This is a genomic window from Kribbella sp. NPDC050459, assembly GCF_040655315.1.
GTDB lineage: Bacteria > Actinomycetota > Actinomycetes > Propionibacteriales > Kribbellaceae > Kribbella.
On the sequence record NZ_JBFAJQ010000001.1, the window covers coordinates 295013 to 310868 of the forward strand.

Genomic DNA, 15856 nt, shown 5'->3' on the forward strand with positions numbered 1-15856 from the left:
GGGCTCAGCGGACGGCCTGTTTCGTCAGGGTGCTGATGTGGGCTTCTACTGCGGGTGTTAGCTGGGTCAGGGCGAATGTGGTCGGCCACATCGTGTCCTGGTCGAGGTTGGCCTGGTCGCTGAAGCCGAGGGTCGCGTAGCGGGCCTTGAACTTCTCGGCGCTCTGGAAGTAGCAGACGATCTTGCCGTCGAGCGCGTAGGCGGGCATCCCGTACCAGAGCTTCGGCGCGAGGGCCGGGGCGCTGGACGTGATGACGGCGTGGACGCGTTCGGCGAGGAGGCGATCCGAGTCCTGCATCTCGGCGATCTTCGCGAGGACGTCCCGGACCGCTTCGGCGGCCTTGTCCGCGCGGGAGCTGCGGCGTGCCGCGGTCTTCTGCTCCCGGGCGTGATCCTTCATCGCGGCCCGCTCTTCGGCCGTGAATCCCTCGTACTTACCGGTGGTGACGCTGCTCATGGCGGAGTTCTCCTTCGTGGATGCTGTGCGGGTCAGGCGGTCGCGGTTTCCCAGACGAACTGGTCGGGGTCGGTGAGGGGACCGGCCTCACCGCTGAGCACGATGCGGTGCGATCCGGTGCCCTCCTGGGCGAGGCCGGTGTCCTTGGCAAGGGCGCGCCGAGGGTAGAGCGCGAGCGTGACGGCGGACGACGGGGTGTCGAACTCGACGTACTTCCCGCCGAAGCTCTTCGCCACCGCCAGGCCCTTGCCGACGTAGAACCTCTTGCTGGCCTTGACGTCGGCCACGCCGAGCAGCAGTGCGACCTGGTCGATGGTGCGGGAGGCCGGGGCGGTGTCCTTCTTCTGCGAGGTCGCGACCTTGATGACGGTGCCGTCCGGGGCCTGGATGACGCCGCCGTACCCCCAGAAGCTCTTCGTGGCCGGCTTCAGGACCGTTGCGCCGGCGCCGACGGCGGCGTCGATGATCGCGTCGACGTTGCCCGGCTGGGACGCCACAGGCGACAGAGCGAAACCGCGGAAGCCGGTGGTCGGCGCGTCCGTGCCCCGGACGCTCACGTAGCTGTCCAGGCCGGCGGCCCGGTAGAAGGCCTCGGCGGCGGTCGGGTCGGACACTTCCAGGATGACGGAGTCGAAGGTGGTCATGGCAGATCCTTTGTGATCGAGAAACGGGATGAGTTGTCGTGCTCGCGAGCGGTGCCGCTCAGCGGTCCTGCAGGAGCCCGAGGACGTTGCCGTCAGGGTCGATGACGGTGGCCACCAGCCGGCCGGCGCCGACCTCGTGCGCGGCCTCCTTCACGGTGGCGCCGGCCGCGGTCAGGTCGGCCAGCTTCGCCTCGATGTCAGGCACGTGCCAGTAGGCCACCGGCGAGACCATGCCCTGCGGTCCGCCGCCCGGAACCAGGCCGATGTGCTGGCCCTCGGCCTCGAAGCCGACGTAGTACTGCGAGTCGGTCTGCGGCGGCATGCCGAGCAGGGCCGCGTAGACGGCCTTGGCCTTGGCCAGGTCGGTCACGGGGTGCAGCACGGTCTTGATGCCGTGGGTGGAAGCGCTGGTCACGGTCACTCCTCTGGTCGTGGGTCCCATCGACCCGCTGTCGTGGTCACAGTCTTTCCGCCGGCCCCGCCGCACCACATCCGTGCTGAGCACGGATCCCCACCACGGATCCGTGCCACGGAGCAGTGGCACGGATCACGGGCACGGATCAGGGCACGGACCGGTGGCACCGATGAGGCAAGATGGGGCGGTGACAGCAACGGTGGACATCTCGCTTCGGGAAGCCGAGGTACTGGAACTGGTCGGCGCCCGGCTCAGCAACGCCGAGATCGCGGCCAGGCTGTACATCTCGGTGCGCACCGTCGAGAGCCACGTTTCGTCACTGCTGCGCAAGCTGGACGTGCCGGACCGCCGTGCGCTCGCCCAGCGGGCCCCCGAGCCGGCCGGTGACGACGCTCCAGTCCAGCCGGTTCCGGTGCTGCCGGCCCCGTTGACGCCCTTCGTCGGCCGGGTCACCGAGCAGGCCGAGCTGGCCGAGTTGCTCGAGAGTCACCGGGAGGTGACCGCGGTCGGGCCGGGCGGGGTGGGCAAGACGCGGCTCGCCCTGTCGGTGGCCGCCGAAACATCCGGCCGGTACGGCGACGGAGTGTGGTTCGTCGACCTCGTTCCGGTCACGGATCCGGGCATGATCGCGACGGCGGTCGCCGGCGCCCTCGGCCTCGGGGAGCAGCCCGGCCGTGACATGACGGAGTCGGTGATTGCCGCGCTGGCCGATCGACAGTCCTTGCTGGTGCTGGACAACTGCGAGCAAGCCCTCGACGGGGTGGCGCTGTTCGTCGAGCGGCTGCTGGCGTCCTGCCCTCACGTGACGGTGCTGGCGACGAGCCGGGCCCGGTTGATGGTGCCGTTCGAGCGGGTGTACCAGGTCCCGCCGCTCTCGCTGCCCGTCGACGGTCAGTCGGACGCGGTCGCGCTGTTCCTGGCCCGGGCCGCAGCGGCCGGCTCGCCGCTGGATCCGACGGCGCGTGACCAGATCGTCTCCATCTGTGAGCGATTGGACGGCATGGCGCTCGCCATCGAGCTGGCCGCTGCGCGGTACCACTCGCTCGGCCTCGACGGCGTCACCGCTGCCTTGTCCCACCCGCTCCGGATGCTCACGGGCGGCTTCCGTGCCGACGAACGGCACCGTTCGGTGCGAGCCGCACTGGACTGGAGTCATGCACTGCTGGACCCGACCGACAAAGCATTGCTGCGCCGGGTGTCGGTGTTCATGTCGCCGTTCACGGCCGCCGCGGCGGCGAAGGTGACCGGGACCGAGGAGTTCCTGGTGGCCGAGGGGCTCGCCCGGCTGGCCGAGCAGAGCCTGCTGGTGGTTACGACGTCCCCAGGCGGTACGGCGTACCGCGCGCTGGAGACGATCCGCGAGTACGCGACCGAGCAGCTGCTCGAGGCCGGCGAACTGGTCGACACGCGATACCGGCACCTTCACTGGTGCCTGGCACAGGCCACCGAGCTGGAGGTTGTCCGGCCGGAGTGGCGGGCCGGGTTCGACGCGATTGCCGACGATCTTCGCGCCGCGCTGACGTGGGCGGCGCAGGAACCGGAGCAGCGCACCGACGCCTACCGGGTCGCCGGCACGCTCGCCGAGCTGACCTTCACCCGCAACCTGATCGGCGAATCCCAGCAACGCTACGAGCAGGCAGCGGCACTCGCCGAGGACCCGGAGTCGGCAGCATCGGCACTGCGCCAGGCCGCGGCGGTGGCTGGTTGCCGAATGCGTGGCGACGACGTGTACCGCCTGTACGGCGAGGCCGCGGAAGCCGCCTCCAGGGCGGGTGACAGCGCGGGCGCCGCCCGGGATCTCGCGGCGATCGCCACGACCGCGTACCGGTTCTCGACCAAGTTCGTACGGAAGCTGTCCGTGGAGGAGACGGACTCGCTCGTCGCCCGTGCACGGGACCTGGCCGGCGACGATCCTGCGGCGCGGGCCACGGTCGCGGTGGCCGAGGCCGGCCAGCTGCTCAACAGCGCGATCAGCACTGCCCAGGGCCACCCCGGTGCGTCCGTCACGGACACGGTCGCCCGCGCCCAGCGAGCGGTGGACCTGACGCATCGGACAGGCGATCCGCTCGACGAGTCCGTCGCGCTGGATGTCCTGACCGGTGCCCTGAGCTGGGCAGGTGACCCGTTCGCCGCCGCTGCGACGACCCAGCGCCGGATCACGTTGCTGTCGTCCATGCCGAAGACTCCGGCCGCCACCCACGAGCTGCTCGAGGCGCTCGCCGAAGCGGCTGAAGCCAGTCTGGGCACCGGCGACCTGGCGGCGGCTCGCCGGTGGGCAGGACAACTCGCCGACCATCCACTGCTCGCCGAGGTCGGCCACCGCGCCACCAGCTGGCTTCTGGTCGCGGACGCGTTCGCGGGCAACGTCGAGCAACTGCTCAACGGGAGCGTTCGCTTCCTCGACGCGTGGCGACGTGCCGGTCGCCCCGCTCGGTCGTCTCTCGGCCCGGCCGTCGCCGCTGTGGCGATGACGCATGGCCTCCGTGGCGACGACGACGCGCGGCAGGAATGGAACCAGGTGCTGGATGAGCTCGGCCCGCTGCCCGAGCACGCGCACGGCTACGGGGCGGTCTTCGACACCATGCTCCTGCTGCACCACGGGCAACTGCCGGAGGCGCTGGAGCGGATGTCTCCCGCGCCGCAGGAAGTATGGAAGTGGGTCACCTGGATCTGGCACCACTGGTACGTCGCGCTGCGTGCCGAGGTCGCCGTCCTGGCCGGGACGCCCGACGCCCGCGACCGTCTGGCTGAGGCTCGGACCATCGTGACCGGCAACCCGGTCGCCGGAGCCATGGTGGCGCGAGCCGCAGCCCTTCTCGACGGCGAGCAGGAGCCTCTGCTCGCCGCCGCAGACGCGTTCGACGTTGCCGGCTGCCGCTACCAGGCCGCACGCACTCTGGTGCTGGCAGGCGGCGAGCACGCTGAGCGCGGGGCCGCAGTACTCGCTTCACTCGGCCTCGCGCCGATGAGCTCGACCGACGCGTAGCCGGGCCGGGAGCCTGGGGGAGGGCCTGTCTCAGCCGGACGCGATGTCGACGTACGGCGCGAACAGCTGCCCGACATGGCCCGGCGGGTCGAAGAGACCGAGCGTCCGGAGCAAGGTGTGCGCCATCACGACATGGCCGGCGCCGTTCGGGTGACAGCCCTCGCTGATCCACGCCTCCATCACGTCGGCCCGTTGGGCTCGTGTCCAGACCTGGTGATGATCGACAAGCGTGGCTCCACGGGCAACAGCCAGGTCGCGGATGTCTGAGGCATAGCCGGCGAGGTTGTTCGCGAGGCCGTCCTTGGTCGTCGGCAGCGCGCCGTTGGGGGTCTGCAGTACGACGTGAGCACCGGTCGCGGAGATCCGGCCGATCAGTTCGCGATACGTGGCGCGGAACTGTTCGCGTCCCGCGTCACCTGCTCTGCAGTCGTTCAGGCCGAGACCGATCACGACGATGTCCGGGCTCCATCGCAGGACGGCCGCATCCAGTGCCGCGGCGAGGTCGCCCACGGTCCAGCCGCTGACCGCGGTGTTCAGCACCGTGTCGGAGATCCTGCCCAACTCGTAGCGGATCCGCTCGGCGAACAGTTCCGTGTAGTCCCGGCGGCCGTACGTGTGCTGGTCTCCGGCGGTGACGCTGTCGCCGGTGAACAGCCACGTCAATCGCCCGTCAGCCAGCAGCCGGGCGATCGGCGTACGGCGTCGGTCGGTCATCCCTTGGCCCCTGTCGTCGCGACGCCTTCGACGACATGTCGCTGCAGGAGCGCGAAGACCGCGATCATCGGCAGCGTCGCCATCACCGCGCCGGCCATCAGGACCGGGAAGTCGGTGAGGTACTGCCCCTTGAGCGAGGCCAGGCCGGCGGACAAGGTCATCTGCTGCGGATCGGTGTTCACCACCAGAGGCCAGAGCAGATCGTTCCAGGACCACAACAGCGTCAGGACGCCGAGTGCGATCAGCCCCGGCCGCGCGAGCGGCAGGTAGATGAGCCAGTACTTCTGCAGCGGGTTACAGCCGTCGAGTTCGGCGGCTTCGTCCAGTTCCGCAGGCAGTCCGAGGAAGAACTGCCGGAGCATGAAGGTGCCGAAGGCACTGAAAATGCCCGGCAGGATCAATGCCTGCAGCGTGTTGAGCCACCCCAGCTCTTGCATGATGCGGTACTGCGGAATGATGAACAGCTGGCTCGGGACCATGAGTACCGAGAGGAAGAGCCCGAACAGGACGTGTCGCCCGGGAAAGTCCAGCCGGGCGAAGGCGTACGCCGCGACCGAGCACAGCAGGAGCTGGCCTGCCACCCGGCCGACGGACACGACGACGGTGTTCGCGAACTGCCGGGCGAACGGCGCGTTCTCGAACACGGTGGTGAAGTTGTGCCAGTTCGCGTGCTCCGGCACCAGAACCGGCGGGGCCTGGACGGACTCGCCGAGGGTCTTGAACGCCGTCGAGATCTCCCAGGCGAACGGAATCATGGCGAGCAGCGCACCCAGCACGATCAGCCCGTAGCCGGCGCGACCAGCCGCGGTCGCGCGAACGAGCCTACGCATAGTGCACCCACCTGCGCTGGAGCCGGAACTGCAGCGCCGTCAGCGTCGCGATGACGGCCAGGAGTACGAACGCGATCGCCGCGCCGTAGCCGGGCGCGTTCTTCACGAAGGCCGTCTCGTAGAAGAGTGAGACCACCGTCCGGGTGGCATCGGCGGCAGGACTCGAGGGTGGGACCATCAAGTAGACCAGGTCGAACATCTGCAGTGACCCCACGATCGAGATCACCGAGACGAAGAACGTCGTGGGGGAGAGCAGCGGCGCCGTGATCCGGACGAAGTGCTGGATGCTTCCGGCGCCGTCGAGCGCCGCGGCTTCGGCCAGTTCGCGCGGAATGTTCTGCAGGCCGGCCATGAAGATCACCATCGTGTAGCCGAACTGCGACCAGATTCCGACGACGGCCAGCGCGATCAGTGCGACGCGCGGGTCCGTGAGCCAGCCCGGGCCGTCGATCCCCACGACAGCGAGGCTTTGATTGATCAGGCCGTAGTCGCCGTTGTAGAGGTACTGCCAGAGCAGGCCGACCGCGGCGGGCATCGTCACGACAGGGATGTAGTACAGCGTCCGGAACACTCCACGGCCCCGCAGGCCTCGCTGATTGAGCAGTGCCGCGAAGATCATCGCCAGCGGGATACCGGCCAGCGACAGCAAGGTGTAGACAGCTGTGTTCCGCAACGCGAGCCAGACGGCATCGTCGTGCAGCAGGCGCGAGTAGTTGCTGAGCCCGATCCACGTACTGCCACCGAACGGTCCCCACTCGGTGAAGCTGAAGTAGAACGTCTGGAGGACCGGCCAGAGGTAGAAGACGGCCAGGCCCAGGCCCATGGGGGCGACCATCGCCAACCCCCACAAGCCTTCACGGCGACGACGGAGACTCCGGCTCACCGCGCCTGCTCGGCTTTGAGCGCCTCGTTCATGGTCGTTGCCATGCGTTGTGCTGCAGCCAGGGGTGTCTGCTTGCCGCTCCAGGCTTCCCCGAGAATCTTGGGCTCCTCTGCCGCCCAGGCGTCGGTGTTCTTCGAGACCGGGTACGGAACCGCGACGGCGATCTGGTCGACCAGGCTCTGCAGGTGGTACTGCGGGACGGAGGACACCCATCCCTGCGCCTGGCTCGAGTAGGCGGGGATGACCGTCCCGCTCTCCGCACGGGTCTGCGCCGCCTCCTTGCGACCCATGAACTCGACGAGCTTCCAGGCGGCGTCAGGGTGCTTCGTCTTGGCGGAGATCGCTTCGGCGAGCCCGGTCGAGATGGTGGCACGCTTCTTCCCCGCCGGGAGTGCCGCGACGTTGAACTTCTTGGCGGTGTCGGTCTTGGCGAAGGTGCCCGCGAGCCAGTTCCCGCCGTACATCATCGCGACCTTGCCGGACTGGAACAGCTGCAGCGGTTCGGTGTCGGTCATCTGCTGCAGGGTCGGCGAATGGCCGGCTGCGATGAAGTCGGTCCAGTAGGCGATGCCTTCGACCGAGGCGGGGTCGTCGTACCCGGAGTGCTGACCGTCGGGGGAGATCACGTATCCGCCCGCTTGGGCGATCGTGTTGTAGAAGTTCGACTGACTGTTGAGTGCGGCCGCGATACCGTACGTGCCGGTCGACTTGTTCGTCAGCTTCGCCGCGGCGGCCCGGGCGTCGGCCCAGGTCCAGTCGTCGGTGGGGTACTTCACGCCGGCCGCGTCGAAGAGCGTCTTGTTGTACCACAGCCCGATCGTCGTGTTGTCCCGCGGCATGCCGTACTGCTCGCCCTTCAGTACGAAGCTGTCGGTCACGGCCTTGGCGTAGACGCCCAGGTCGACCGAGTCGCGGTCGATGTACTTCGACAGCGGCAGCAGCATCCCGTTGGACGCGTAGAGCTGGAAGTTCGGGGCGTTCATCCACATCACGTCCGGGGCCTCGCCGCCCGACGCGGCCGCCTTGAGCTTCTGCCAGTACTGGTCCCAGGGGGTCAGCTGGATCTGGACCGTGATGCCCGGATTCTCCTTCTCGAAGTCGCGGATGATCTGCTCCTCCGACGGTTTCATCGACGCGTCCCAGAGCGCGAACGTCAACTGGACCTTGGTGTCTGCCGCGGATCCGCTGCAGCCGGACACCGCCGCGATCACCGCCAGACCGGCGAGCATCGATAGTGCTTTCCTCAGCATGTGACACCTCTCGCGACACGGACGGACGGCTGGGCAGAGCGCCCAACAGTCATTTATGCCTCTTTCCGGCATTATTCAGGCCGCGAGAGATCGGTGTCAACGATCGGGAGTTCGGTCAGAGGCTCTCGGCTGCCAGCTCGGGCAACGCGCCGCGCGAGCCGGAGAGCAGGCGGACGTCGAGAGCGTCCAGTGCGAGGCTGATCCCGCCGAGCGCGACAGACTCGGCGCCGAGCGAGGACGCGCGCAGCTCCGGCACTTCTCCCGCCAGCTCTTCCAGCTCGACGCGCAGCGGCTCGAGGATGAGGTCGGCGGACCGGGAGAATGCACCGCCGACCACCAGAACCTGCGGATCGACGATGCCGATGGCGGTGGCGGCAGCGACGGCCATCGCCTCGACGTAGCGACGGACCGCGGTCGCGGCGGCCCGGTTGCCTGTGCGAGCCGCCTCGAAGACCCGCTCCGCACGATCCTTCAGTGGAACGCTGTCCGGCACCGCGGCGCAGCGATGCAGGTACTTGATCGCCGCCTCCCACTTGACCATCGGCAACGACGACAGGTCACCGGCCGCTCCGTGGAACCCGCGGCGCAACCGGCCGTCGACGACGGTGGCGAGGCCGGTGCGACGGCCTGCTTGCAGGAGCACCAGGTCGGCGACCCCTTGGGCCGCTCCGCGCCGGTGCTCGGCTACCGCCGCGAGCTGGCTGTCGTTGTCCACGACAACCAACGCGTGCCGGCTGTCGCGGAAGTGGGCGGCCAGGTCGGCTCCCGGCCAATCCGGGATCGCGCCGGAGCGAGTCACTCGCCCGGCGCTGTCGACCGTCCCAGTCGTTCCGACGCCGACGGCCCAGACGCCCGTACCCGCAGGTGCGGCGTCGATGCAGGCCGAGATGGCTCTGTCCGCGGCGTCCAACCGATCCGCTCGCGGGTCGGACGGCGCCAGCTCCTGGCGAGCCGTCGCGATCACCTCGCCGGCCAGGTCCGAGAGCACCGCGCGGACGCCGTACGCGCCGATGTCGACCCCTGCGACGTAGCCGGCCTCGGCACGGAACCGATAGGTCCGCGCGGGCCGCCCACGCGCTCCGGCGGCCGACCGTTCCTCGGTCAGCCAGCGCCGCTCGACCAGGCTCAGGACGAGATCCTCGATCGCGGTCCGGCCCAGCCCGGTCTGGTCGACGAGCTCCGAAACCCTGAGCCCGCCGGCGCCGCGGACGGCGCGGAGGACCGCACGTTCGTTGAGCTGTCTCAGCCTCGACTGGTCACCGCCGTCAGAGCCAGTCTCCATCCGGCACCTCCCCGAGTCACGCCGCAAGAGCCAGTCGCACACTATGGCCCGACCAGCGCACCACCGTCCAACAGCCTTGCCGCGTAGCCTGGCGGGTGTGGAGGAGCTTCGTGGGCAGCTGACGGCTTGGGTGCAGAAGTGGCGTTGGTACCAGCGGAGTTCGTTGCCGTGGAACCGGGGGCGGATCCACTGGGAGCTGATGCGGCGCGGGGCGTTCGCGCGGTGGCCGTTGCACGGGAACGTGCTGGAAGCCTTGCGGGACGGGCGGCTCGAGGTCGGGGCCAACACGCTGTTCGAGCCCAATGTGTGGATCACGACGGGCGACGAGGGGCGGGTGCGGATCGGGGAGGGGACGTTCCTCAACATCGCGGTGATGGTCGCGGCGCTCGACCTGGTGGAGATCGGGTCGCACTGCATGCTGGCGAACGGGTGCTTCGTGACGGACGCCAATCACCGGTACGACGATCCGGACCGGCCGGTGCCGTGGCAGGGGTTCGACTCAAAGGGCCCGACGCGGATCGGCGACAACGTCTGGCTGGGCGCGAACGTGGTCGTCACGAGCGGCGTGACGATCGGCGAGAGGTGCGTGATCGGCGCCAACAGCGTCGTCACGCAGGACATCCCGCCGTACTCCGTCGCGGCCGGCGCCCCGGCGAAGGTCCTGCGAGCCGTCACCTACCCGAACGCCCGAGCCTGACAGCTGTCGGATTCCGGGTAGCTGGTTCGTGGAGAGGGCAAAGGGACCGAAAGACGGCCCCCAGAGTCAAGGAGAACCACGATGCCCGACCGGGCCACGCACGCCACCAGACCATTCCGCTTCGGGGTCGTTGCCCCGGTCGGTCCTGACCTGCGGGCGTGGCGGGACCGCGTCCGGCGGATCGCCGATCATGGTTACTCAACGTTGCTGATGCCCGACGTGCCCACGTGGCAACCAACGCTTGGTCCTACGCTGGCGACCGCGGCCGCGCTCACTGACCTGCGGATCGGCTCGTGGGTGTACGCCGCCGCGCTGCGCGAATCATGGAGCACGGCGTGGGAAGCGCACTCACTCTCGGTGCTCACCGAAGGCCGCTTCGAGATGGGGATCGGAGCCGGCCGGCCCGGGATCGAAGTCGAGTTGGGGCAGCCCGCCGTCTCCCCGGCCGAGCGTCGTGCCAGGATGCGCGAGACCGTGAAGGCCCTCCGGAGGTTCGACGGCCCCGATCTGCACACGCCGGTGGTCATGGCGGTGAGCGGGCCGAAGTCGCAGGCGCTGGCGCTCGAGGTCGCCGACGCGGTCACGTTCGTCCTCGCAACGGACGACGATCGGGCCGAGACCACGAAACGGGTCCGCGACTTCGCCGGCCGCGGGGACATGGAACTGGCCCAGCATGTCGCCGCCGTCGGTGACCGTGCCGCTCCGTTCATGGCGGGGCCCAACCTCGACACCGCAGCGCTCCGCGCGGCCGACTCGCTCGTCATCCTGCCGAGTGACCCCGCCGCAGCGGCCGAGGAGATCCAGCGGCGGCGCGAGGAGATCGGCTTCTCGTACTTCGTGATCGGCGCCGACTTCGCCGACCTGCTCGCGCCGGTCGTGGCCGAGCTGGCCGGGCGGTAGGCGGGTTGACTGAAAAACATTTGCATGAAAGCTAGGCAAGACCGACCTCTCTCGCTAATCTTTTCCGCGATCTGCCGGATGAGAGGAGCGTGCGTGTGAGGTCGAGATCGCCTGGGGGAGTGCTCGCGTCCCGGGCCTATACCGCCGCCGACCGGTTCGCCCGCGTCGTCGCACTCAACGTGCTGTGGCTGCTTGCGTGCGTGCCGGTGGTCACCGCCGGCCCGGCCACCGCGGCGGTCTTCGGGGTCGTCCGGGAGTGGAACCGGGGCCTGGAGCCGCCGCTGGCGCGGTCGTTCCTGCGGTACTTCCGGGAGAACTTCCGGCAGGCGTTCGTGCTGCAGTTCCTGTTCCTGGTGCTGTTCCTGCCGACGGGCACGGTCGTCGCCGCCGCGCTGGTGGCGGTGACCGCGGCGTACGCGTTCACGCTCATGGTCGGCTACGAGATGTCGCTGCCGCAGATCCTCAAGGCGTCCGTCCAGCTCGCGGTCGGTAAACCGGCCGCCACCGCGAAAACCCTTGGTCTGCTGGGGTTCGCGGCAGCGTTGACGGTCGTGTTCCCGGCGGCGCCGTTGCTGGTGACGGCCCTGCTGGTGTCGTCGGTTCAGCGTTGGTGCGCCCCGTGATGCGGGCCCGGCGGTACTGGGTTCTGTATGTGATGCTGGTGCCGGCGCTGGTGTATCTCGCGGTCTACAAGTACGCGCCGATGTACGGGATCGTGGTCGCGTTCAAGGACTACTCGCTGGGTGAGGGCATCGTCGCCAGCCCGTGGGTGCACCCGTGGTACGGCCACTTCAGTGAGCTCTTCGGTTCGCCGTACTTCGGTCAGCTGCTGCGCAACACGTTCCTGCTGTCGATCTACAAGATCGTCTGGGGTACGGCGCTGCCGCTGGTGCTGGCGTTGTTGCTGAACGAGTGCCGGCTGACCTGGATGCGGCGCTGGGTGCAGACGCTCAGCTACATGCCGCACTTCCTGTCCTGGGTGATCATCTTCGGCATCACCGGCGCCTTCCTGTCCGAGAGCACCGGCCTGGTGAATCGTTGGCTCGAGCAACTGACCGGCCACACGGTCGGGTTCCTGACCTCGACGGACTGGTTCCGGTCGGTGCTGGTCGGGACCGAGGTGTGGAAGGACATGGGCTGGGGCGCGATCATCTACCTGGCCGCCATGGTCGGCATCGATCCGTCCCGGTACGAGGTCGCCCGGGTGGACGGCGCGAACCGGCTGCGGCAGATCTGGCACATCACGCTGCCGGGGATCCGCAACGTCATCATCCTGCTGCTGGTGCTGCGCCTCGGCCATGTGCTGGAGGCGGGGTTCGAGCAGGTCTACATCTTCTACAACCTGCAGGTGTATCCGGTCGCCGACATCCTCGACACCTGGGTGTTCCGTACCGGCCTGGAGAACCTCAACTTCTCGCTGGCGGCGGCCGCCGGCCTGTTCAAGTCGATCATCGGGCTGGTGCTGATCCTGGCCGCCAACCGGATCGCCAAGCGCTGGGACGGTCAACTGTGGTGACACTCGTCAGGACCAGGATCAAGCCTCGCGCCGGCGCCCGCAGCACGACTCGCATCAGCAGTCGCGAGGACCGCATCGCCAACGGCATCGTGTACCTCGCGCTGATCGTCGTCGCGGTCGTCTGCGTCTTCCCGCTGCTGTTCGTCGTCGCCGCCTCGATCACGCCGTACGGCGAGGTGCTCCGCAACGGCGGCTACATCGTGATCCCGCGATCGATCACGTTCGACGCATACCGCGAACTGCTGTCCGATCCGGCGATCCCGCGGGCGTTGTCGGTCACGGTCTTCATCACGGTCGTCGGCACCGCGCTGAACATGCTGCTGACCACGTTGATGGCCTACCCGCTGTCCCGCAAGGACCTGCCGGGACGCAGCGCGGTGCTCCTGATCGCGTTGTTCACGACGGTGTTCGGCGCCGGGATGATCCCGACGTACCTGATCGTCAAGGCGACCGGTCTGCTCGACACCGTCTGGGCGATGATCGTGCCGGGTGCCGTGTCGGTGTTCAACGTGCTGATCATGAAGACGTTCTTCGAAGGTATCCCGGAGGAACTGGTCGACGCGGCCCGGATCGACGGCGCCGGCGAGCTGCGGATCCTGCTCCAGGTCCTGCTGCCGCTCTCGGTGCCGGTGATGCTCACGCTCGGCCTGTTCTACGGCGTCTCGCACTGGAACGAGTTCTTCCAGGCGATCCTCTACGTCCGCGACCAGGATCTGCTGCCGCTGCAGGTGGTGGTGCGCAACCTACTGGCGCGCTCGCAGGCGACCGAGAACGCCGACGCCGTCCTGCCGTTGGTGACCGTGCAGATGGCCGCGGTCGTCGTCGCGGCGATCCCGATGATCGCCGTCTATCCGTTCGTGCAGAAGCACTTCCAGAAGGGCGTTCTGCTCGGCTCCGTGAAGGGCTGAATCAACTAGGAGTAGAGATGTACAGAAGTGTTGTTGCGGTTGCGCTCGGCAGCGCGTTGCTGCTCACGGCCTGCTCGTCGGGAGAGGGCGCCGACGGAGCGGGGGACACCGAGCTCGCGATCAGCGAGGTCAGCTTCGGTGCGGTGCCACCGAAGGACGACGTCATCGGGCAGGCGCTGAAGAAGGAGCTCGGCCTGGACGTCAAGCTGAATGCTGTCGGTTCGAGCGACGACTATTACGCGCAGCTGTCGGCGTCGCTCGCCGGCGGGGATGCGCCGGACCTGTTCCAGGTCGACCGCTCGAGGTTGCAGCAGTTCGTCAAGCAGGGCCTGGTGCTCGACCTGACGAAGTACCTGGACACGGATCTGAAGCAGTACACGTCGTTCGTCGGCAAGGATCAGATGAAGGCGGCGATCCTGGACGGCAAGACGTACGGCGTGGTGAAGCGCCCGCAGTACGCGTACAGCACGTACTGGATCCGCAAGGACTGGCTGGACAAGCTGGGGCTCGCCGTACCGAAGACGACCGACGACCTGTTCGCGGTCGCGACCGCCTTCACCAGCAAGGACCCGGACGGCAACGGGAAGCCGGACACCTACGGGATCACCGGCGGCAAGGACGCCGATCCGTGGGCGCCGCTGTGGGGCGGCTTCGGCACCGGCGGCCCCGGCGCGGAGTACGTCGAGGACGGCAAGATCGTCAACGGCTACCAGGATCCGGACACCAAGACCGCTCTGGAGTACGTGGCCAAGCTGGTCAACGCGAAGGTGGTGGACCCCGACTTTCTCAGCAGCACGCTTGCACAGGCTCAGGAGCGTGCCATGCAGGGCAAGGCCGGGATCCTCTGCCAGAGCTGGCCACAGATGACCAAGCCCGAGTTCACCGCGTCGGCGAAGAAGGCGCAACCGGGCGCGCAGTGGATCCAGCTGCCGCCGCTGGCCGGCCCGGCCGGTCCGGGTGCGATGCCGTACGACGAGAACTTCGCGTCGATCTACGCGATCCCGGCCAAGGTGGGCAAAGACGAGGCGAAGCTCAAGAACATCATGAAGTTCGTCGAGTACATCTCCGGCGAGGCAGGTAACCGGCTGGTGTCGTACGGTATCGAGGGCACGCACTACACGGTTGCCGACGGCAAGGTGAAGGCGACGCCGAAGCTGGCGACCGACGGCGGCTGGTTCTGGCTCTACCAGCTCACCGGGCGGGACGAGGGCGAGTACCTCGGGATCAAGTTCGCGGCGCAGAAGAAGTACATCGACTTCGCCGCCAAGCAGCCGCTGATGGACACGTACCAAAGCCTGGTGGTCAATCCGGAGGGCTACAACCAGGTCGACGCCGACCGGTACTCGAACGAGCAGCTGGTCCAGTTCATCAGCGGGAAGAAGCCGCTCTCGCAGTACGACGCCTTCGTCAGCGACCTGACGAACAAGTTCGGCTACGGCAAGTACGTCGAGGGGGCACAGCAGCAGCTCACCGATCTCGGACTGGCCAAGTGAGAGCCGACACCCCGAGCCCTGTCGAGTTGGTCAAGCGGGCGTTGCCGGAGCTGAGCGGTTCGCTCCGGCGCGTCGCCGACCAGATCCTGGCGAACCCGGACGAGGTCTCGCGCGGCTCGATCACCAAGCTGGCCGAGGCTGCGCAGACGTCGGCGTCGGCGGTGACCCGGCTGTCGACGCACCTCGGGTACGCCGGGTACCCGGCGCTGCGTGCGGCCCTGGCGATGGAGGTCGGTCGCGGGGTCGAGGCCGGCTGGGCGAGTGACATCGGGTCGGCGATCGGCCCGGCGGATCCGCCCGAGCAGGTGCTGAACGTGCTCGCGTCGACGCAGGCGAACGCGTTGCGGAACGCGTTGGCCGCGATCGACCTGGAGGCGGCGACCCGGGTCGCGGACGCGATCGCGGCCGCTCGGCGGACGCATATCTACGGCGAGTGGGGCGATGCGATCCCGGCGCGCGAGCTGTACATCCGGCTGCTGCGGATCGGGATCCCGGTGTGGTTCTTCGACGGTCCGCAGTCCTCGGAGATCGGCGCCGGGCTGCTCGACGACGGTGACGTCGCGCTGATCGTGACGCGCTCGGGACACGACAACACCATGCTGGAGTTCGTCAAGCGGTCGAAGGCCCGCAGCGCGTTGACCGTGGCGATCACGGGGGTCCCCACCTCACCGCTCGGGCGGGCCGCCGAGATCACGCTCGACACCGGTACGCCGGCCGGCGGGACCTGGACCGAGTTCTTCGCCGGCCGCGCGAGCGACACGCTGACCGCGGGGCTGCTGTTCGTGCTGGTCGCCCAGCGCGTTCCCGATCACCTCACCGCCAACGCGCCGAACGGGCCCGGGCAACCCGTCGTCCGTCCCGACAGCTGAAGGACCTCTTAT

At 68.5% G+C, this 15856-nt stretch carries 16 protein-coding genes; 8 read left to right on the forward strand and 8 right to left on the reverse strand.

Features of this window, described 5'->3' with window-relative positions:
• Window positions 1–4: 4 nt before the first annotated feature.
• Genes AB0I12_RS01455 through AB0I12_RS01465 form a run of 3 tightly spaced genes read right to left on the reverse strand, consistent with a single transcriptional unit; the run spans window position 5 to window position 1516 of the window.
• Entirely contained in the window at window positions 5–457 is a 453-nt protein-coding gene (locus AB0I12_RS01455; protein ID WP_359922934.1) for a DUF1801 domain-containing protein, read from the reverse strand.
• Window positions 458–489: 32 nt separating this feature from the next.
• Window positions 490–1101, reverse strand: a complete 612-nt coding sequence (locus AB0I12_RS01460; protein ID WP_359922937.1) for a glyoxalase — start codon at window positions 1099–1101, stop codon at window positions 490–492.
• 58 nt (window positions 1102–1159) lie between these two features.
• Entirely contained in the window at window positions 1160–1516 is a 357-nt protein-coding gene (locus AB0I12_RS01465) for a VOC family protein (protein WP_359922940.1), read from the reverse strand.
• Between the two features lie 187 nt (window positions 1517–1703).
• On the opposite strand from AB0I12_RS01465, the gene AB0I12_RS01470 reads away from it, so the two are divergent.
• Entirely contained in the window at window positions 1704–4502 is a 2799-nt protein-coding gene (locus AB0I12_RS01470) for a LuxR C-terminal-related transcriptional regulator (protein ID WP_359922942.1), read from the forward strand.
• Between the two features lie 30 nt (window positions 4503–4532).
• On the opposite strand, the gene AB0I12_RS01475 is transcribed toward AB0I12_RS01470, so the two are convergent.
• The 5 genes from AB0I12_RS01475 to AB0I12_RS01495 form a co-directional block, all read right to left on the reverse strand.
• Window positions 4533–5216 (reverse strand): GDSL-type esterase/lipase family protein, encoded by a 684-nt coding sequence (locus AB0I12_RS01475; RefSeq protein ID WP_359922945.1) that lies wholly within the window; start codon window positions 5214–5216, stop codon window positions 4533–4535.
• Window positions 5213–6046: a carbohydrate ABC transporter permease gene (locus AB0I12_RS01480; protein WP_359922947.1), complete on the reverse strand. Its 834-nt coding sequence runs from the start codon at window positions 6044–6046 to the stop codon at window positions 5213–5215. The genes AB0I12_RS01475 and AB0I12_RS01480 overlap by 4 nt, the downstream gene beginning before the upstream one ends.
• Window positions 6039–6869 carry a sugar ABC transporter permease gene (locus AB0I12_RS01485; protein WP_359922950.1) on the reverse strand — a complete coding sequence of 277 codons (831 nt, stop codon included), beginning with the start codon at window positions 6867–6869 and terminating at the stop codon, window positions 6039–6041. The genes AB0I12_RS01480 and AB0I12_RS01485 overlap by 8 nt, the downstream gene beginning before the upstream one ends.
• A gap of 56 nt (window positions 6870–6925) precedes the next feature.
• Complete coding sequence (locus AB0I12_RS01490) at window positions 6926–8179, reverse strand: sugar ABC transporter substrate-binding protein (RefSeq protein ID WP_359922953.1); 1254 nt, start codon at window positions 8177–8179, stop codon at window positions 6926–6928.
• A gap of 115 nt (window positions 8180–8294) precedes the next feature.
• Window positions 8295–9461 (reverse strand): ROK family transcriptional regulator, encoded by a 1167-nt coding sequence (locus AB0I12_RS01495; RefSeq protein ID WP_359922956.1) that lies wholly within the window; start codon window positions 9459–9461, stop codon window positions 8295–8297.
• 97 nt (window positions 9462–9558) lie between these two features.
• Between AB0I12_RS01495 and AB0I12_RS01500 the strand changes: the two genes are divergently transcribed.
• From AB0I12_RS01500 to AB0I12_RS01530, 7 genes are all read left to right on the forward strand, one after another.
• A complete protein-coding gene (locus tag AB0I12_RS01500) occupies window positions 9559–10158 on the forward strand; it encodes an acyltransferase (protein WP_359922958.1) in 600 nt (199 codons plus the stop codon).
• A gap of 81 nt (window positions 10159–10239) precedes the next feature.
• Entirely contained in the window at window positions 10240–11058 is an 819-nt protein-coding gene (locus AB0I12_RS01505; RefSeq protein WP_359922961.1) for an LLM class flavin-dependent oxidoreductase, read from the forward strand.
• 95 nt (window positions 11059–11153) lie between these two features.
• Window positions 11154–11681: a YesL family protein gene (locus AB0I12_RS01510; RefSeq protein ID WP_359922963.1), complete on the forward strand. Its 528-nt coding sequence runs from the start codon at window positions 11154–11156 to the stop codon at window positions 11679–11681.
• Window positions 11681–12574, forward strand: coding sequence for an ABC transporter permease subunit (locus tag AB0I12_RS01515; protein ID WP_359925103.1), 894 nt, complete (start codon window positions 11681–11683; stop codon window positions 12572–12574). Before AB0I12_RS01510 ends, AB0I12_RS01515 begins: the two co-directional genes overlap by 1 nt.
• Complete coding sequence (locus AB0I12_RS01520) at window positions 12571–13482, forward strand: carbohydrate ABC transporter permease (protein ID WP_359922966.1); 912 nt, start codon at window positions 12571–12573, stop codon at window positions 13480–13482. The genes AB0I12_RS01515 and AB0I12_RS01520 overlap by 4 nt, the downstream gene beginning before the upstream one ends.
• 17 nt (window positions 13483–13499) lie before the next feature.
• Window positions 13500–14975: an extracellular solute-binding protein gene (locus tag AB0I12_RS01525; RefSeq protein WP_359922969.1), complete on the forward strand. Its 1476-nt coding sequence runs from the start codon at window positions 13500–13502 to the stop codon at window positions 14973–14975.
• A complete protein-coding gene (locus AB0I12_RS01530; RefSeq protein ID WP_359922972.1) occupies window positions 14972–15844 on the forward strand; it encodes a MurR/RpiR family transcriptional regulator in 873 nt (290 codons plus the stop codon). Before AB0I12_RS01525 ends, AB0I12_RS01530 begins: the two co-directional genes overlap by 4 nt.
• Window positions 15845–15856 lie beyond the last annotated feature (12 nt).